This is a genomic window from Ruegeria sp. I3, from assembly GCF_056532525.1.
This window is the reverse complement of the sequence record NZ_JBQFNI010000001.1, coordinates 443,249-461,469: the sequence shown is the minus strand read 5'-3', so window position 1 is coordinate 461,469 and position 18,221 is coordinate 443,249. Positions and strand designations below refer to the sequence as shown.

General features: G+C 58.4%; 14 protein-coding genes. 7 read left to right on the top strand and 7 right to left on the bottom strand.

The genetic code is table 11. The features are described 5' to 3' along the window. Positions 1-300 precede the first annotated feature (300 nt). Positions 301-2,583 carry an adenosylcobalamin-dependent ribonucleoside-diphosphate reductase gene (locus ACR0L9_RS02405; RefSeq protein WP_480894608.1) on the bottom strand — a complete coding sequence of 761 codons (2,283 nt, stop codon included), beginning with the start codon at positions 2,581-2,583 and terminating at the stop codon, positions 301-303. A 129-nt stretch (positions 2,584-2,712) separates the two neighbouring features. Here ACR0L9_RS02405 and ACR0L9_RS02400 point away from each other — a divergent pair, with 129 nt between their 5' ends. Beyond that, positions 2,713-3,144 (top strand): DUF1489 family protein, encoded by a 432-nt coding sequence (locus ACR0L9_RS02400; protein WP_480894606.1) that lies wholly within the window; start codon positions 2,713-2,715, stop codon positions 3,142-3,144. On the opposite strand, the gene hisG is transcribed toward ACR0L9_RS02400, so the two are convergent. The 3 genes from hisG to hisS are packed head-to-tail and all read right to left on the bottom strand — an operon-like array spanning position 3,141 to position 6,418. Further along, positions 3,141-3,830: an ATP phosphoribosyltransferase gene (gene hisG, locus ACR0L9_RS02395; protein WP_480894604.1), complete on the bottom strand. Its 690-nt coding sequence runs from the start codon at positions 3,828-3,830 to the stop codon at positions 3,141-3,143. The two genes, ACR0L9_RS02400 and hisG, sit on opposite strands and share 4 nt — an antisense overlap. After that, the gene (locus ACR0L9_RS02390) at positions 3,827-4,915 is read right to left on the bottom strand and encodes an ATP phosphoribosyltransferase regulatory subunit (RefSeq protein ID WP_170512662.1); all 1,089 of its coding nucleotides are present in this window, start codon (positions 4,913-4,915) and stop codon (positions 3,827-3,829) included. Before ACR0L9_RS02390 ends, hisG begins: the two co-directional genes overlap by 4 nt. Positions 4,916-4,918: 3 nt before the next feature. Next, positions 4,919-6,418, bottom strand: coding sequence for a histidine--tRNA ligase (gene hisS, locus ACR0L9_RS02385; protein WP_480894602.1), 1,500 nt, complete (start codon positions 6,416-6,418; stop codon positions 4,919-4,921). A gap of 125 nt (positions 6,419-6,543) precedes the next feature. Between hisS and ACR0L9_RS02380 the strand changes: the two genes are divergently transcribed. Together ACR0L9_RS02380 and ACR0L9_RS02375 are read left to right on the top strand one after the other, a co-directional pair. Further along, a complete protein-coding gene (locus ACR0L9_RS02380; RefSeq protein ID WP_170392484.1) occupies positions 6,544-6,738 on the top strand; it encodes a SlyX family protein in 195 nt (64 codons plus the stop codon). Between the two features lie 10 nt (positions 6,739-6,748). Next, positions 6,749-7,438 carry an imm11 family protein gene (locus tag ACR0L9_RS02375; RefSeq protein WP_480894600.1) on the top strand — a complete coding sequence of 230 codons (690 nt, stop codon included), beginning with the start codon at positions 6,749-6,751 and terminating at the stop codon, positions 7,436-7,438. Between the two features lie 23 nt (positions 7,439-7,461). On the opposite strand, the gene ACR0L9_RS02370 is transcribed toward ACR0L9_RS02375, so the two are convergent. The 3 genes from ACR0L9_RS02370 to dnaE form a co-directional block, all read right to left on the bottom strand. Beyond that, a complete protein-coding gene (locus tag ACR0L9_RS02370; RefSeq protein ID WP_480894598.1) occupies positions 7,462-7,830 on the bottom strand; it encodes a hypothetical protein in 369 nt (122 codons plus the stop codon). A 5-nt stretch (positions 7,831-7,835) separates the two neighbouring features. Further along, a complete protein-coding gene (locus ACR0L9_RS02365) occupies positions 7,836-8,048 on the bottom strand; it encodes a YMGG-like glycine zipper-containing protein (RefSeq protein ID WP_480894596.1) in 213 nt (70 codons plus the stop codon). A gap of 86 nt (positions 8,049-8,134) precedes the next feature. Beyond that, positions 8,135-11,635, bottom strand: a complete 3,501-nt coding sequence (dnaE, locus tag ACR0L9_RS02360; protein ID WP_480894595.1) for a DNA polymerase III subunit alpha — start codon at positions 11,633-11,635, stop codon at positions 8,135-8,137. A 342-nt stretch (positions 11,636-11,977) separates the two neighbouring features. Here dnaE and xdhA point away from each other — a divergent pair, with 342 nt between their 5' ends. Genes xdhA through ACR0L9_RS02340 form a run of 4 tightly spaced genes read left to right on the top strand, consistent with a single transcriptional unit; the run spans position 11,978 to position 18,187 of the window. Continuing rightward, a complete protein-coding gene (xdhA, locus tag ACR0L9_RS02355) occupies positions 11,978-13,339 on the top strand; it encodes a xanthine dehydrogenase small subunit (protein ID WP_480894594.1) in 1,362 nt (453 codons plus the stop codon). Next, positions 13,336-15,738: a xanthine dehydrogenase molybdopterin binding subunit gene (gene xdhB, locus ACR0L9_RS02350; RefSeq protein ID WP_480894592.1), complete on the top strand. Its 2,403-nt coding sequence runs from the start codon at positions 13,336-13,338 to the stop codon at positions 15,736-15,738. Before xdhA ends, xdhB begins: the two co-directional genes overlap by 4 nt. After that, positions 15,738-16,673, top strand: coding sequence for a xanthine dehydrogenase accessory protein XdhC (gene xdhC, locus ACR0L9_RS02345; RefSeq protein WP_480894590.1), 936 nt, complete (start codon positions 15,738-15,740; stop codon positions 16,671-16,673). Before xdhB ends, xdhC begins: the two co-directional genes overlap by 1 nt. After that, a complete protein-coding gene (locus ACR0L9_RS02340) occupies positions 16,670-18,187 on the top strand; it encodes an ABC transporter ATP-binding protein (RefSeq protein ID WP_480894588.1) in 1,518 nt (505 codons plus the stop codon). Before xdhC ends, ACR0L9_RS02340 begins: the two co-directional genes overlap by 4 nt. Positions 18,188-18,221 lie beyond the last annotated feature (34 nt).

Genomic DNA, 18,221 nt, shown 5'->3' with positions numbered 1-18,221 from the left:
GCTGCTCTATTAAAGGTTCAAGGTTTGAACCTGCACCTGACGCTTGAAGAACTAAAAAGTACTCCAAAGCAAATGTTTGGAACAAATGCCATGCATCAAGTCGCACAGAGAAGCCGAAGCAACTCGCCAAAGGTGCTTCGGTCGACAAGGCCAGTAAATTTCCTTCAGACAAGAAACGTAAAAAAACTAGCGCTTCTTAGGTTCCGTCAGCAGGTCGGCAGATCGCAGTTAGAGGTCATTTGGTGACAATAATGGCGGTGTCGCCTGAAGCACCACAACATCAAGTCCTCTTCCGCCAAATCAGCCACACTTAGAATGACCGCAGCTGCGGCAGGTCATGCAGCCTTCGATCATCACCATGTCGAACTGACCACAGGATGGGCAAGTCTTGCCACGCGGGGCGTCCATGTTGACCACCTGCGCCTGAGGGTCGGATTTCAGGCCCATGCCTTCGCCCTCAAGGAAGCCGATATTGACCATGTGTTGCTCGATCACGCCGCCAATCGCGGCCAGGATGGACGGAATGTATTTGCCTTTGACCCAGGCCCCGCCGCGCGGGTCGAACACAGCTTTCAGTTCCTCGACCACAAAGGACACATCGCCACCGCGTCGGAACACGGCCGATATCATCCGGGTCAAAGCCAGCGTCCAAGCATAATGCTCCATATTCTTCGAGTTAATGAACACCTCGAAGGGGCGACGGCGTCCGCCAATGACGATATCGTTGATTGTCAGATAAATTGCGTGCTCGCTGTCCGGCCATTTCAGCTTGTAAGTCGACCCTTCAAGCGATTGTGGGCGATCAAGCGGTTCGGACATATAAACGACCTCGCCCCCGTCAACCTCATGCGGGGCATCCGCGCTTTCACCTGGCGCTTTGTCGTCGCTTTCCGATACGCTCAGAACCGAACCGGTGACATCATTGGGGCGATAGGTTGTGCAGCCTTTGCAGCCCTGATCCCAAGCCTGCATGTAGACGTCTTTGAAGGCGTCAAAGCTGATATCTTCGGGACAATTGATTGTCTTCGATATCGAACTATCGATCCACTTTTGCGCCGCCGCCTGCATTTTTACGTGATGGGACGGGCTTAGTGTTTGCGCATTCACGAAATACTCGGGCAATTCGGCGTCGCCAAACTTGTCGCGCCACATCTGCACCGCATAGTCCACAACCTCTTCTTCGGTGCGCGAACCGTCCTTTTGCAGCACCTTGCGCGAATAGGCATAGGCAAAAACCGGCTCGATCCCCGAAGACACGTTGCCCGCATAAAGCGAAATCGTACCCGTCGGCGCGATCGAGGTCAGCAGCGCGTTGCGGATGCCGTGTTCGCGGATTGCGTCGCGCACATCGTCATCCATCTGTTGCATGGTGCCGCTGGCCAGATATTTCTCGGCGTCAAACAGTGGGAAAGCGCCCTTTTCCCTCGCCAAATCGACCGACGCCAGATACGCGGCGCGCGCGATTGCGTGCAACCAGCGCTCGGTCTGACGCGCCGCCTCGTCCGAGCCGTAGCGCAGACCCAACATCAACAGCGCATCGGCCAGACCAGTCACGCCCAGCCCGATGCGGCGCTTGTCTTGCGCCTCGGCTTCTTGTTCGGCCAGCGGGAATTTCGACGCGTCCACCACGTTGTCCATCATGCGAACGGCGGTGGCCACCAGCTCTTCCAAGGCCTCCTCGTCCAGATGCGCGGCATCCTCGAACGGCTCGGCAACCAACCGTGCCAGATTGATCGAACCCAGCAGACAGGCACCATAAGGCGGTAGAGGTTGTTCTCCGCACGGGTTGGTCGCCGAGATCGTCTCGACGTAATTCAGATTGTTCGCCTGATTGATCCGGTCGATAAAGATCACGCCCGGCTCGGCATAATCATAGGTGGCCTGCATGATCTTGTTCCAAAGATCGCGCGCCTGAACGGTGTGATAGACCTTTCCGTCAAATACCAGATCCCACGGTCCATCGGCCTTGACGGCCTCCATGAATGGATCGGTGACCAGAACCGACATGTTGAACATGCGCAAACGCGCCGGGTCGGATTTCGCGGTGATGAACTGTTCGATATCCGGATGGTCGCAGCGCATGGTCGCCATCATCGCACCACGACGCGAGCCTGCAGACATGATCGTCCGGCACATGGCGTCCCAGACATCCATAAAGCTCAGCGGGCCAGAGGCATCAGCGGCAACCCCTTTCACATCCGCGCCACGTGGACGGATGGTTGAGAAATCATAACCGATTCCGCCACCCTGCTGCATGGTCAGCGCGGCCTCTTTCAGCATGTCGAAGATACCGCCCATGCTGTCGGGGATCGTCCCCATCACAAAGCAGTTGAACAGGGTTACCTGTCGCGCGGTGCCCGCCCCGGCGGTGATGCGGCCAGCAGGAAGGTATTTGAAATCCTCTAGCGCCTCATAGAATTTTTCTTCCCAATGCGCCGGGTCTTCTTCCACACGCGCCAGATCACGAGCTATGCGCCGCCAGCTGTCCTCGACTGTCTGATCGATGGGCGTACCATCCGCCTGTTTAAAGCGGTATTTCATATCCCAGATCTGCTCGGCGATGGGGGCGGCAAAGCGGCTCATTGGTGATTCCCTGTGCTGAAAGAGGCATTCAGATTAGCCCAGATCACATCTAAACCACAACACCTTGATGACAAGCGCATGAGGGCTACAATATAGGGATCATCCTTGGGACGACTCTGTGGGAAAGCTGTGGATAAGTACGTAAACCTCATCAAACTTTCGGTTGGGTCAGAAAGCGTCGACACGCTGATGGCGTGGCAAGACAGCCGCAAACCACTCTATGAGGACGGTTACCCGCGTCACGTCACCCGCATGTGGCCCAAGCACGACGCTGAAATTCTGAATGGCGGGTCGATCTATTGGGTGATCAAAGGTGTGGTCCAGTGCCGCCAGCGCATCCTGCGGCTGGATGAAGTCCGAGGCGAGGATGGCATCCGCCGCTGCGCCATCGTCCTGGACCCCGAGGTACACAGAACGCAGAACGCTCTGAAGCGTCCATTCCAGGGCTGGCGGTATCTCAAGCCTGAGGACACCCCTGCCGACTTGCCTAAAAATCGCGAGCAGGACGATGCCCTGCCCGACGATCTGAACCGCGCATTAGCGGAAATTGGGGTGCTTTAGGCCAACCTGTCCAGCAGCTCATTCAAAGCCGTCTTTTCAGCCGCATCGTATTTGGCCACGCGGCTGCGCCACAGCGTGGCCTGCGATTGCAGGATCAACCCATCCGACAGGATTTTCAGGTGGTTCGCCCGCAGTGTTTCCCCGGTCGAGGTGATATCGGCAATCGCCTCGGCTGTCTCATTCACCACCGTCCCCTCGGTTGCGCCCTGGCTGTCGACCAGCGTGTAATCGGCCACTCCCGCTTCGGTCAGGAATTCGCGGACCAGACGGTGGTACTTGGTAGCGATCCGCAGCCGGTGGCCATGCGCCCTGCGAAAACCCGCCGCCGCCGCATCCAGATCATCCAGAGTGTCCACGTCGACCCAGCAGGCTGGGGTTGCAATGACAAGGTCCGCCTTGCCGAACCCCAAAGGTGCAACCTCTTCCACCTGCTGTTCCCAGCGCGGCAGCTTTTCATGCACAAGATCGATGCCGGTCACGCCCAAATGAATGCGTCCCGCCGCCAGCTCGCGCGGAATCTCTCCTGCAGACAATAGGATCAGCGAGACGCCACCAATCCCATCAACCTTGCCCGCGTATTCCCGGTCTGATCCGCTGCGCGACAGTGTAATGCCGCGCTTTTCAAACCATGCGAAGGTCTTGTCCATCAACCGGCCCTTCGAAGGCACACCGAGTTTCAGGCTCATTGCGCAGCCTCCTCGATTTCGAGCATCAGGTCCGGGCGGATCACGCCGCCAATTGCCGGAATCTCGGCTCCACCACCCAATTGCCTGGTCAGCGCATCATAGCGCCCACCGGTCGCGACCGGTGGCAGATCAGGGCGGCCTTCGGCGTAAAAGCCGAATACAAACCCGTCGTAGTACTCCATCGAGGTCCTGCCATAAGACGCCTCAAAATCCAGTGTATCCACATCCACGCCACGCGCCTGCAGGGCTGCGATACGAGCTTCCAAACGATCCAAAGCAGATGTGATCTGTGGCAGATCAACCGCAATGTCACGCAGTTGTTCCAGCGCGAAAGGCATGGTTTCGCGCACATTAAGCAGCGTCTCCAAACCGGCCAGTTCATTGTCCGAGATCGGCGGTGCAGCGCGGTCTTCGCGCAGGGCTTCAATCCGGTCGAGGATTTCCGGCGCGCGGCGTTTACCGATCATGGGCACGTCAATCGCCAATGGGTCGACCGCGTCAAGCAAAGCATCGCGCCCCTCGAGACTTGCTTTGCGTCCGGCATATCGGTCCAGCAAAACGCGGAACCGGCGAGGCCGCCAGAGATGCCGCATCAGTGCAGCCTTACGACGGCTAGTGGTCTTGAGACCCTCAACAGCGGCGATCAGAATACCGATATCACCTGTCGCTGCCCGCAAGGGCAGCCCGCGCAATTGCAGGGCAAATAACGAAAACACCTCGGCATCGGCTCCGGCGGGGTCTTCGCGATCAAAGACTTCGTAGCCGACTTGGATATACTCATTAGCACGATCCGGATCGTGTTCCTGACGGCGGAACACTTCGCCGGAATAGGTGTATCTTGCTGGTTCAGCCCCATCGGACATGTGCATCTGTACCACCGGCAGGGTGAAATCCGGGCGCAGCATCTGCTCACCCCGCAGCGCGTCCGAGGTTACGTAAGCACGGGCGCGGATATCTTCTCCATAGAGGTCCAGCAGCGTCCCGGCTGGCTGCAGCAGAGGCGTATCAACCACCTGCGCGCCCGCTGCCTCGAACCGGACACGCATCATGGCGGCGCGGGCCTGTATTTGGGAACGGTTCGGCATGGGTCAGTCCTGATTGTCCAGAATCTCGCGCACCTTAGCGACCAGATCGCCGCGGGGCACTTCGAACTGGCTGGGCCGTTCTTTCCATTCCTCAAGCGTGGCGCTTTCGGCAATCTTGGCGCCAAGGATCAGGTCCTTGATCTGTACGATCCCATTTGCCTTTTCGTCACCGCCTTCGATCACCGCAATTGGAGAGTTCCGCTTGTCCGCATATTTCAGTTGGTTGCCAAAGTTCTTGGGGTTGCCCAAGTAGACCTCGGTCCGGATTCCGGCATTGCGCAGTTCTGCCACCATCGCCTGGTAGTCCGCCATGCGATCGCGGTCCATCACGGTCACAACCACTGGGCCGGTGGCCTGCGCCGCGATCCGCCCCTTTTCGCGCAAAGCGGCCAGCAATCGGTCAACACCGATGGAGATGCCGGTCGCGGGTACTTCCTGTCCGGTAAACCGTTTGACCAGATCATCATAGCGACCACCACCCGAGACCGACCCGAATTGCCGCTTGCGGCCCTTCTCGTCGTATATTTCGAAGGTCAGTTCGGCCTCATAGACCGGCCCGGTGTAATAGCCGAGGCCACGCACGACCGAAGGATCAATCTCAATCCGGTCCGAACCATACCCGCCTGCATCCAGCAGCGCACCAATCTGCTCCAACTCAGCGATCCCGTCCGCACCGATCTTGCTGTCACCCACAGCCGCGCGCAGGTTGGCCAGCGTTCCAGCGGTATCTGCAGCTTTAGAAGTCAGGAAGGCAATCACCGGCTCGGCCTGATCACCGCTAAGACCAACACCATCGATAAAAGCGCCAGAGGCATCCAATCGGCCTTTGGTCAAAAGCTCACGCACACCAGCCTCGCCCACCTTGTCGAACTTGTCGATCGTGCGCAGAACGTTATCTCGGGCGGCGGCGTCTTCACCCAAACCCATCGCTTCGAGCACGCCATTCAGAACCTTACGGTTGTTGACCCGCACCAGATAGTCACCGCGCGGGATTCCAACGGTTTCCAGCGTGTCCGACAGCATCGCGCAAATCTCGGCATCCGCAGCCATCGAAGCCGTGCCCACCGTATCCGCATCGCACTGATAAAACTGACGATACCGCCCCGGCCCCGGCTTCTCGTTCCGCCAGACCGGACCCATCGCATAGCGGCGATAAGGCGTCGGCAGATCGTTGCGGTGCTGCGCATAGACACGGGCCAAAGGCGCAGTCAGGTCATAGCGCAGGGCCATCCAGTCGCCCCCGGAACCTTTTGAGCCGCCTTCGTCAAATTCCTGCCATGCAAATACGCCCTCGTTCGGGCGGTCCACGTCGGGCAGGAACTTGCCCAACGCCTCAACCGTTTCAACCGCGCTGCTTTCCAAGGCATCGAACCCGTAACGATGATAGACACCCGCAATCGTCCGCAGCATCTCGGTGCGCTGCGTGACTTCCTCGCCGAAATAGTCACGGAACCCTTTCGGCGTTACGGCCTTGGGGCGGGGCTGTTTCTTGGGCTTGGCCATGTGGGGCGTCCTTGGGATTTAGTGTTCCGCGCGCGGTCTATCCCATGGTCTGTTTCGGGGCAAGGCGGGGTTTCTCTGGCCAGGGCGTCACAGGGTCGCTATGAGACGCCTATAAGGAGAGCCCCATGCAGCATCTGGAAGAGCAGATCGCCCATCTGACCCGCACGGTCGAAGAGCTGAACTCGGTCGTCACAAACCAACAGAACGAGATCGACCGCCTGACCCGCCGCGTCGAGATGCTGTTGCAACGCGAGGCGGAACGCGCGCAGGAAGGCTCAGGCGGCGTTGTGTTCGGCGACGAACGCCCGCCGCATTATTGAGGGCAAGCTGATGGCGAGTGAGGACAGCAACGCGCAATGCGTGTGGATTGCTACGACGGTGAACAATATCAACGTCATAGAGGGTGTATCGCGCAGAGAATACACAGACAATTGGCGGAAAAAACAATCTGCCGAAGACGTCGAATGGTCGAAGAGCATCCTCCGTCAAGCCTCTCAAAGCTGGAAACGCGGTGATCTGCTGACCAAAGAACAGGTTGGTAGCGTTTATCATTACAATTCTAAAGCCGAGTATTATACGGCTCCATTCATCAATGGCGGTGGCAAGCCTATGGTTTCCCAATCCGCCAAATCCGTTCTGGAACAGTTCGATCTGGGGGACACGGTATTTCATCCGTTGACGCTGATGGATTCAACTGAAAACCATCTGACCACGTCCGAGCGGTATTACTTTCTGAACGTGTGTAACAAACGACCCATGGGTAATTATGATGTGCTGGGCCCAGAGGGGGATATCCGTTCGCCGTTAAATAACATCGGCAACGGAATCTGCTACCTTCCTAGAAGCAGTCAAGAAACCAAACTGGTAGTCATACCCGAAGCGTTGGGCGGACCGGACATCTGGCTGGACCCGAAAGTTCCAAAACTCTTCTTTTTGTCCGACCGTCTCGTCTCAGGCCTGAAAGCGGCCCAGATGGACAAGGGCTGGGGCCTCATTCGTTGCCCGGTTGGCAGGCTTTAGCGCCCGCAATAACCAGCGCTCGCTTACATCCCCAACGTCGATTTCACCGCGTTATCGACCACACCGCCCAGAAGGGCGTTCTTGTCGGCGGCACAGCCCTCGGACAGAGCGGCGATGAAGGCTTCGCGCAGTTGGGCCTTTTCCTCGTCAGTGGCCGCATGATCTTCGATATTGATCTGGCGGTTATAGAGTGACAGGGCCGTCATTTTTCCAACAACGGCCACGACAAAATCTTCGTCGCCATCAGCCTCCTCTGCGATCGACGCACATGTGTAGTGCATCACAGGCAAGGCATCCTGTACCATCTGCTCTGCTGAATCGTCAGCCAGCGCGAATGTGGGTACGACAAAGAGCGTGGCACAGAAAGTAGATTTTACGAGAATTGACTGCATCAGCTTCACTTCCAGTTATGTCCGATAATCGCACCGGCCACCCCACCGACCGCAGCCCCTTTACCATCGCCGACCAGCGCGCCAACGCCCGCGCCGACCAAGGCCCCGGTAAGAGTATTTTTCTTCTTTTTGTCGTCTGCATGTACCGCAGTGGCCAATGCAAGTGAACATGCCGCGGCGAGTGTATATATCCTGAAAACATTGCCTGAACTTGCCATTTCGGAACCCTCCTGTGAAATGACCTTTGAGGATGTTCACCCAGCCTAGCGGGGTCCATCGCGTGTGGCAACATTACGGTTCGGGATCAGATTTCTTCGATCTCCGATATCCCCTCGAGCGATTTCAGCGCGCCTTTGATTTCTGGGTTGATCGGAAATTCCCGGCCCAGATCCATCTCGACCTCGCCTGGCAGTCCGGGATCGAATAGACAAACATAAACAGGTCCCTTGGCCACCCTTTTGGCTGAAGCCTCCGCGCCTTCCAGTACCGTGGCCATGTTCGGCAAAACCTTCGAATCCTCGACAAACACACGCAAACCCGTTGCACCCGCATCGGCCACAACTGTATCAACCGGACCAACGGAACGGCCCAGCAGTTTCAGCTGATCGGCCTCCATGGTCGCTTCGGCCGTCAGTACCACCTGTGCGCCGGTTTCCAGAAACTCTCGGGATTTCTCCAGTGTTTCCGAGAATAACGTGACCTCGAATGCTCCGGTGGGGTCAGAGAGCTGGGCAAATGCGAACCGATTGCCGCGCGCTGATTTCCTTTCTTGCCGTCCGGCAACGACGCCTGCCATCTTGGCAATAAATGGGCCAGAGCGCGCCTTTTCAGTCACCTGATCCAGTGTCAGTACCTGTTTGCGCTTCAGGGCCGGCATATAGTCATCCAGCGGATGGCCAGACAGGTAGAATCCGATGGCCTTGAATTCCTCGCTCAGGCGTTCGGCAGGTAGCCAATCAGGCGAAGGGGACAGACGCGGTTCGGGCAGGTCATCGCCTGCCTCGCCAAACAGGGAAACTTGGTTGGAAATCTTCTGCTCGTGAATCGCCGCCGAATACTGAACCAACGGATCAAGGCTTTCAAACACACGGCGACGATTTTTATCGAGCTCGTCAAAGGCACCGGCGCGAGCCAGCATCTCAAGCGGGCGTTTGCCGACCTTCTTCAGGTCAACACGGCGGGCGAAGTCGAACAGGTTTACGAAAGGCTTTTCGCCACGCCCCTCAACCACAAGATTCATTGCCTCGACGCCTACGTTCTTGAGCGCGCCCAGCGCATAGACCAAATGCCCATCGGCCACATCAAAGGTCGCTTGGGATCGATTTACGCACGGCGGAACATAGGGCAGCTGCAGCCCCTTGCGGACTTCCTCAAAATAGATCGCGAGCTTGTCGGTCAGATGGATATCGCAGTTCATGACACCTGCCATGAACTCAACCGGGTGGTTCGCCTTTAGCCAGCCGGTTTGATAGCTGACCACCGCATAGGCGGCGGCGTGGGATTTGTTGAAGCCATAGTTGGCGAACTTGTCCAGCAGGTTCCAGACTTCGGTCGCCTTGGCCTCATCCACATTGTTTTCGGCAGCACCTTTGAGGAACTTGGGCCGCTCTGCATCCATCGCCTCCTGAATTTTCTTACCCATCGCGCGGCGCAGCAAGTCCGCGCCCCCAAGGCTGTAACCCGCCATTTCCTGCGCGATCTGCATCACCTGTTCCTGATAGACGATGATGCCCTGCGTCTCATCCAAGATATGGTCGATGGACGGGTGCAGCGTGTCGCGTTCGCTAAGCTTGTTCTTGACCTCGCAGAACTTGGGGATGTTCTCCATCGGGCCGGGTCGATAAAGCGCGACGAGGGCGATGATATCCTCGATACAATCCGGCTTCATCCGCTTGAGCGCATCCATCATGCCCGAGGATTCCACCTGGAACACCGCCACCGTCTTGGCCGCCGAATAGAGTTTGTACGTCGCCTCGTCATCCAGCGGGATGGCGTTGATCTGATTTATTGCCCCTTCGGCGGGTTCATAGAGCTCCGTGCCATCGGGAGCAATGTGAAGGTCACGCCCTGACTTAAAGATCAAATCCATCGCGTTCTGGATCACGGTCAGTGTTTTCAGACCCAGAAAATCGAACTTTACAAGCCCGGCCTGTTCTACCCATTTCATATTGAATTGGGTCGCAGGCATGTCCGAACGCGGGTCTTGGTATATTGGAACCAGTGCATCCAGCGGCCGATCTCCGATCACCACGCCGGCAGCGTGTGTCGAGGCGTTGCGCAGCAGCCCCTCGACTTGCTGGCCATATGTGAGCAGACGGTCCACGACCTCTTCATTGCGTGCCTCTTCCCGCAGGCGCGGCTCATCCTTCAGTGCCTTTTCGATGGAAACGGGTTTGACGCCTTCGACCGGAATCATCTTGGACAGGCGATCAACCTGCCCGTATGGCATCTGCAATACACGCCCAATATCGCGCACAGCCGCCTTCGACAGCAAGGCACCGAAGGTGATGATCTGCCCCACTTTGTCGCGCCCGTATTTCTGCTGCACGTAGCGGATAACCTCTTCACGGCGATCCATGCAGAAGTCGATATCGAAGTCGGGCATAGAAACCCGCTCGGGGTTCAGAAACCGTTCAAACAGAAGCGAATACCGCAGCGGATCAAGGTCGGTAATCGTCAGCGCATAAGCCACCAGTGATCCCGCACCCGAGCCTCGCCCCGGACCCACCGGAATGTCATGATCCTTGGCCCATTGGATAAAGTCGGCAACGATCAGGAAATAGCCTGGGAAGCCCATCCCTTCGATGATGCCAAGTTCGAAATCCAGCCGTTCCTGATATTCTTCAGGTGTCACGGCGTGCGGGATCACGGCCAGACGTTTTTGCAGACCCTCGTTGGCGATGCGACGCAGTTCGGCGACCTCATCATCTGCAAACTTCGGCAGGATCGGGTCGCGGCGATAGGCCATGAAGGCGCAGCGTTGCGCGATTTCAACCGTATTCTCGACGGCTTCGGGCAGATCGGCGAACAGCGTCACCATCTCCTGCTGCGACTTGAAATAGTGCTGCGCGGTCAGACGTCGGCGACCGTCCTGCTGGTCGACATAAGCCCCCTCGGCGATACAGATCAGCGCGTCGTGGGCCTCGTACATGTCCGAAGTCGGAAAATAGACGTCATTGGTGGCCACCAGCGGCAGGTTCTTGTCATACGCCATCTCGACATGACCGCGCTCGGTCAAGCGCTCGGCCTCAGGTTGACCTCCTTCGCCAGGGTGACGCTGCAACTCAACATAAAGGCGATCCGGGAAAATCGCGGACAAACGATCCACCAAAGCCTCGGCAGCAGGGCGCTGACCTTGCTGTAACAGCAACCCTACGGGCCCATCTGGACCGCCGGTTAAGCAGATCAAATCATCTGATCGTTCCGCCAATTCGTCCAAAGTGACCTGCGGCAACTGCCCGCTTTTGTCTACATACAGGCAGGAACTGAGCTTCATCAGATTCTCATATCCCACCTCGGATTGTGCCAGCAGCACCAGCGGCGCGGGTGCTTTTGGCTTTTCTCCCGGCTGCGCCTGAACGTAACTGAGATCGACCTGACAGCCCATGATCGGTTGCACACCCGCCCCGCTGGCGGTTACCGAAAACTCTAAGGCCGAGAACATTGAATTGGTATCCGTCACCGCGACGGCGGGCATCTCCATCTTCTGGCACAGGTCCGGCAGCTTCTTCAGCCGCACGGCACCTTCCAGCAACGAATATTCAGTGTGAACGCGGAGGTGAATGAATCGGGGGGAACTGCTCATACAGGCTAAGCTATCTCAGCCAGCGACGTTGCAAAAGCGGGAACCGGCACCATCGAATGCCGAAAAAATCATCGGTGATTATTCGGCTTTTTCAGAAGGTGCTTCGGGCGCAGGAACGCACACCTTCCCAAAAAGTGTTTATTTTCAATTTATTAAGTTTCACACATACACGACAATCATGGGCCGCTCGGGTGCAATGGTGTATCATATAGGCAGTTTTTCTTGCCAGATAAGGTGCGCTGTTTCTAACATCTGACGGCAAGCTACCGCCCGCCACTCTTTCTACGTCGCATCGAAGGAGGGCCGAACGGGCGCAACCGGGTAACGCGACGGGTTTCTCGAATGAACATCACGTTTCTTCTGAACGGAGAGACAGTGGAGCTGCCGGATGTCGATCCGACGGCCACCCTACTGGACTGGCTGCGTGAAGATCGCGGTCTGACAGGCACCAAAGAAGGCTGCAACGAAGGCGATTGCGGCGCGTGCACGGTTATGGTGACGGACGAAGACGGCGCAAAAGCTCTGAACTCCTGCATCCTGTTCTTGCCCCAGCTGCATGGCAAAGCGGTCCGTACAGTCGAAGGGGCAAGCGGCCCGGATGGCGAAGCACATCCCGTTCAACAGGCAATGGTTGACCTGCACGGCTCGCAATGCGGTTTTTGCACTCCGGGTTTTGTCATGTCGATGGTCGCCAGTCATGCGACGGGCGCCACGGATCATGACACCCAGCTTGCCGGAAACCTGTGCCGCTGCACTGGCTATGCACCGATTATTCGCGCTGCGAAAGCGGTCGAGGACCGTCCCGTGCCAGTCTGGGTCAAAGACAAGCCACTCGCATCTTCTGCTGCGTCGCGCATGCTGCCTGAATCTTCCGATGAACTGGCAGCTGTTTATGCTGAAAACCCAGATGCCACGCTGGTTGCCGGAGCAACAGATGTCGGCCTGTGGGTGACAAAGCAACTGCGCGATCTGGATCCAGTAATCTTCCTCAACCGTTGCGATGATCTCAAACAAGTCACCATCACCGACGATGAAATTCGCTTTGGCGCAATGGTCGACATGAATCGGATGGGTGAGACTCTGGCCGATCTTCACCCCTCTTACGCCGAAATGATCCGCCGCTACGCCAGTGTACAGGTGCGCCATGCTGCAACGGTGGGCGGCAACATAGCCAATGGCTCGCCCATTGGGGACAACCCGCCTGCGCTGATTGCTCTGGACGCAACCCTTCATCTGCGCAAAGGCGACACCCGCCGGTCCCTTCCGCTGGAAGAGTTCTTTATCGACTATGGCAAACAGGACCGCGTTCCCGGTGAATTCGTCGAAGCTGTCAGCTTCCCCCGTCAGCTGGATCGCCTGAAGGCCTATAAACTCAGCAAGCGGTTCGATCAGGACATCTCGGCGGTCTGCGGGTGTTTCAACATCACCGTCTCGGGCGGCATCGTCACGCAGGCGCGCATCGCGTTCGGCGGCATGGCCGGCATTCCGAAACGGGCAACTCATGTCGAGGCCGCATTGGTCGGTAAACCTTGGGCGCGCGAGACGATTGACGCCGCGCTGCCTGCCTTTGCTGACGATTATTCACCACTCACGGACATGCGCGCCTCGGCCACCTATCGACTGGAAACCGCCAAAGCGATGCTCGAAAGATACTTCCTGGAAGATCAGGGCGAAGTGACCAATGTGCTGGAGGTATCGGCATGAGCGTGACCAAACCCCTCCCCCACGACGCAGCACCGCTGCACGTTTCAGGAACCGCGCGGTATGTGGACGATATCCCAACACCCAGGGACAGTTTGCATCTGGCTTTTGGCCTCAGCCCGATTGCCAAAGGCAAGATCACCGCAATGGACCTGTCTGCGGTGAAGGCTGCCGAGGGCGTCGTGATGGTTATGGCTGCGGATGATCTGCCCTTCGCCAACGACGTATCGCCTTCGATCCATGATGAACCGCTGCTGTCGGACGGAACAGTCCACTATATCGGCCAGCCGGTGTTTCTGGTCATCGCCACCAGCCATCTGGCCGCCCGCAAGGCCGCACGTCTGGGCAAGATCGACTATGCCGAGGAAACGCCAATCCTGACGGTCGAAGAGGCTCTGGCCGCCGACAGCCGGTTCGAGGACGGCCCGCGCGTTTACGCCAAGGGTGATGCAGATGCGGCTATCTCTGGCGCGACACACGTGATCGAAGGGTCTTTCGAACTTGGCGGGCAGGAACATTTCTATCTCGAAGGTCAGGCGGCGCTGGCCGTGCCGAATGAAGGCGCGGATATGCTAGTGCACAGCTCGACCCAGCACCCGACCGAGATCCAGCACAAGGTGGCGGACGCTTTGGGCGTTCCGATGCACGCGGTCCGCGTTGAAACCCGCCGTATGGGCGGAGGTTTTGGCGGCAAGGAAAGCCAGGGCAACGCTTTGGCTGTGGCTTGTGCTATAGCCGCACGTGCAACCGGCAAGGCCTGCAAGATGCGCTATGACCGCGACGATGACATGATCATCACCGGCAAACGCCACGCCTTCCGGATTTCCTACAAGGCTGGGTTCGATGAGAATGGCCACATTCAGGGCGTTTCGTTCTTACACCACGCCATCTGCGGTTGGGCGCAGGATCTGTCCCTGCCCGTCGCCGACCGCGCGATGCTGCATTCGGACAATGCCTATCTGTTGCCAAATGCACGGATCGAAAGCCACCGGCTGAAGACCAACACCCAATCCGCCACCGCTTATCGCGGCTTCGGCGGCCCGCAGGGCATGGTTGGCATCGAACGCGTGATGGACCACGCCGCGTATGAGCTGGGTCTGGACCCGGTGGAACTGCGCCGCCGAAACTATTACGAACCGGCCCATGCGATTGCCGAGATCACGCCGTCCGAGAACCCTTTGGGTCATCCCGACCCGCATGAGGACCTGACGAGCCGCGGCGCGGTCGAAACCGGGGACGCCCCCGTGCGCCCTCTGCCCGCTGGTGGCAATACCACACCCTACGGAATGGAGGTCAGCGATTTCGAATTGCACGGGATGACTCAGGCCCTACTGAAATCCAGCGATTACGAAACGCGCAAGGCCGCCATTGCGAAATGGAACGCCGAGAATCGTGTGATCAAGAAGGGCATCGCCTTCTCTCCGGTCAAGTTCGGGATTTCCTTCACGCTGACCCACCTGAATCAGGCAGGCGCTTTGGTGCATGTGTATCAGGATGGCTCGGTCCATCTGAACCACGGCGGCACCGAGATGGGTCAAGGCCTGTTCCAGAAGGTCGCGCAGGTGGCGGCTTCGCGCTTTGGCATCCCCCTGGAGATGGTCAAAATCACCGCCACGGATACGGCCAAGGTACCGAACACTTCGGCCACGGCAGCATCCTCGGGCAGTGACCTGAATGGTATGGCCGTGAAGGCGGCCTGCGATACGATCCGCGATCGAATGGCGGACTATCTGGCCGAGCGGCATCAGGCCGATCCGTCGACTGTCACCTTCTCTGATGGCCATGTTTCGGTTGGCGCAGAACGCTACACCTTCGCTGAAGCTGCGGCGCTGGTCTATCAGGGTCGGATCAGCCTGTCGGCGACCGGTTTCTACAAGACACCCAAGATCGAATGGGACCGGATCGCCGGACGAGGCCGTCCGTTCTTCTACTTCGCCTACGGAGCGTCGGTCACTGAAGTGGCCGTCGACACTCTGACTGGTGAGAACCGCATTCTGCGCACCGATATCCTGCATGATGCCGGTGCTTCGTTGAACCCGGCGTTGGATATTGGGCAGGTCGAAGGAGGTTATGTGCAAGGCGCGGGCTGGCTAACGACCGAGGAACTGGTCTGGGACGGCACGGGCAACCTGCGCACACACGCACCCTCGACCTACAAGATCCCCGCCTGCTCAGATCGACCCGACGTATTCAACGTCGCACTCTGGGATGCAGAAAACCGTGAGGACACGATCTATCGTTCGAAAGCGGTGGGCGAACCGCCGTTCATGCTGGGTATTTCAGCATGGCTGGCCCTGTCGAATGCGGTCGCGGCCTGTGGAGAGGCCTACCCCGCTCTTGATGCACCAGCCACGGCTGAAGAGGTTTGGCGCGGCGTCCAAAAGATGAAGGGAGGCATCTGATGGGATTTGACTTGGAGGCTTTGAGGGAGGCGGTCAAAACCCACGGAACAGTGGTCCGGGTGGTCATCGCCGGCATCAAAGGGTCGTCTCCACGTGAAGTGGGGGCCGCGATGCTAGTCTGGAAGGACGGGCAAAGTGGCACCATCGGTGGAGGCACGTTGGAGTATCAGGCAACTGAAGCTGCGCGATCCCAAACCACCGCCACCCGACTAACGCATCACGCTCTTGGCCCCGACATGGGGCAATGCTGCGGCGGTGCAGTTTCATTGCTGAGTGAAGTATTTGATCATGAAGCGCTGAATGCACTGGACGATACCGTCATCGCGCGTTCGGCCTCGGGCGGAGAGATGCCGCTATCGGTCAAACGTCGGCTGGCGGCAGCGCGAGGACAGGGTGTCGCGCCCGAGCCCCAACTGATCGAAGGTTGGATGGTCGAACCCGTTCACAAACCGACGCGTAATCTGTGGATCTGGGGCGCAGGCCATGTAGGCCGGGCGCTGGTGGACGTTTTGTCCCCCTTACCCGATCTAGCAATCACCTGGGTCGATACCGGACCCGAGCGGTTTCCCGATGTGGTTCCAATCGGTGTAACCCCGGTTCCGACCGCAAAACCCGCCGAGCTGGTTCGCCACGCGCCAACCGACGCCGAGCATCTGGTGCTGACCTATTCGCACAATCTGGATCTGGAACTGTGCAACCGGCTGCTTTCGCACAATTTCCTCTTTGCGGGGCTTATCGGCTCGGCTACGAAATGGTCGCGATTCCGGTCGCGACTTGCAGCCCTTGGGCATCCGCCCGAGCGGATCGGCCGGATCACCTGTCCGATCGGCGATCCGGGCTTGGGCAAACACCCGCAGATGATCGCCGTTGGCGTGGCAGCGCAACTGTTACGCCCCGCCCGACAGAACGAATTGAAGAAGGACCTGAGCGCGTGACCACTCCACTTCTGAGCTTGCAAGGGCTGACCAAAGCCTATCCCGGCGTCGTGGCCAATGATCAGGTGTCCTTTGACATCGGTGAAGGCGAAGTTCACGCGCTGCTGGGCGAGAACGGCGCAGGCAAATCCACGCTTGTCAAAATGATCTATGGGCTGGTGAAGCCCGACAGCGGCTCAATGCTGCTGCTGGGGCAGTCCTATGCACCGCCTGAACCGCGCGCCGCCCGTGCTGACGGGATCGCGATGGTGTTCCAGCATTTTTCGCTGTTCGATGCGTTGAACGTCGCCGAGAACATCGCTCTGGGGATGGAAAACCCGCCCCCAATGGGTGATCTGGCCTCGCGTATCCGCGAAGTATCCGAAACCTACGGCCTGCCCTTGGACCCCTTCCGCACGGTTGGCGATCTGTCTGCAGGTGAGCGTCAGCGGGTCGAAATCATCCGCTGCCTGCTGCAGGACCCAAAGTTGCTGATCATGGACGAGCCGACCTCGGTTCTGACGCCGCAAGAGGTTGAAATCCTTTTCGAAACGCTGAACAAATTGCGCTCGGAAGGGACATCGATCCTGTATATCTCGCACAAGCTGGAAGAGATTCGAACGCTATGCGACCACGCCACGATTCTGCGGCTGGGTAAGAATGTGGGCGAATGTGTACCAGCCGAAACCTCAGCGCGCGATATGGCTGAGATGATGGTGGGCTCGACCCTGCAGACACCTGAACGTTCCGGCCGGGAATTCGGTGACGTTGCGCTGGATGTCAGCGGATTGTCAGTGCCGTCGCCGTCGGAATTCGGAACCGCGCTTCGCAACGTCCACATGACCGTCCGCAAGGGCGAGGTTCTGGGGATCGGGGGTGTCGCGGGGAACGGTCAGGATGAATTGCTGGGTGTGCTTTCTGGCGAAATTCCGACCACCGCAGATGCGATCAAATTCAACGGTCAACCCATCGGCAAACTCGGCCCGACCGCGCGGCGTAAGCTCGGCGTGTTGACCGCGCCCGAAGAACGGCTGGGCCACGCGGCTGCCCCTGATATGAGCCTGACCGAAAACGCTCTGCTGACCGGGTCGGTCCGCGAGGGGCTGGAGAATAACGGCTTTCTGAAGTGGTCCGAGACCAAGAGCTTTGCCGAAAAGATCATTAGCGCCTTTGACGTGCGTACGCCGGGTCCTGAAAATGCCGCCCGGTCGCTGTCGGGCGGGAACCTGCAGAAGTTCGTGATTGGTCGCGAAGTGCTGCAAAACCCGGATGTTCTGGTCGTGAACCAGCCGACTTGGGGCGTGGATGCGGCGGCGGCGGCTTCGATCCGGCAGGCCATTCTGGATCTGGCGGCCAAGGGAACTGCGGTCATCTGTATCTCGCAAGACCTCGATGAACTGATGGAAATCTCAGACAGCTTTGCCGCCTTGAACGAAGGGCGACTAAGCGCCCCGCGTGAAACCACGGGTCTGACGGTCGATGAGATCGGCCTGATGATGGGCGGCGCGCATGGCATGGAGGTGGCCCATGTCTAAACAGTTAAAAGAAAAGAGAAACGCGGGGGTATGA

What these genes read in the sequence shown, in the direction of transcription:
- ACR0L9_RS02380 (WP_170392484.1), top strand. Translation starts at nt 6,544, where the DNA reads ATGCAGCATCTGGAAGAGCAGATCGCCCATCTGACCCGCACGGTCGAA.
- xdhB (WP_480894592.1), top strand. Translation starts at nt 13,336, where the DNA reads ATGAGCGTGACCAAACCCCTCCCCCACGACGCAGCACCGCTGCACGTT.
- dnaE (WP_480894595.1), bottom strand. Translation starts at nt 11,635, where the DNA reads ATGAGCAGTTCCCCCCGATTCATTCACCTCCGCGTTCACACTGAATAT.
- hisG (WP_480894604.1), bottom strand. Translation starts at nt 3,830, where the DNA reads ATGAGCCTGAAACTCGGTGTGCCTTCGAAGGGCCGGTTGATGGACAAG.
- ACR0L9_RS02370 (WP_480894598.1), bottom strand. Translation starts at nt 7,830, where the DNA reads ATGCAGTCAATTCTCGTAAAATCTACTTTCTGTGCCACGCTCTTTGTC.
- xdhC (WP_480894590.1), top strand. Translation starts at nt 15,738, where the DNA reads ATGGGATTTGACTTGGAGGCTTTGAGGGAGGCGGTCAAAACCCACGGA.
- ACR0L9_RS02405 (WP_480894608.1), bottom strand. Translation starts at nt 2,583, where the DNA reads ATGAGCCGCTTTGCCGCCCCCATCGCCGAGCAGATCTGGGATATGAAA.
- hisS (WP_480894602.1), bottom strand. Translation starts at nt 6,418, where the DNA reads ATGGCCAAGCCCAAGAAACAGCCCCGCCCCAAGGCCGTAACGCCGAAA.
- ACR0L9_RS02365 (WP_480894596.1), bottom strand. Translation starts at nt 8,048, where the DNA reads ATGGCAAGTTCAGGCAATGTTTTCAGGATATATACACTCGCCGCGGCA.
- ACR0L9_RS02390 (WP_170512662.1), bottom strand. Translation starts at nt 4,915, where the DNA reads ATGCCGAACCGTTCCCAAATACAGGCCCGCGCCGCCATGATGCGTGTC.
- xdhA (WP_480894594.1), top strand. Translation starts at nt 11,978, where the DNA reads ATGAACATCACGTTTCTTCTGAACGGAGAGACAGTGGAGCTGCCGGAT.
- ACR0L9_RS02375 (WP_480894600.1), top strand. Translation starts at nt 6,749, where the DNA reads ATGGCGAGTGAGGACAGCAACGCGCAATGCGTGTGGATTGCTACGACG.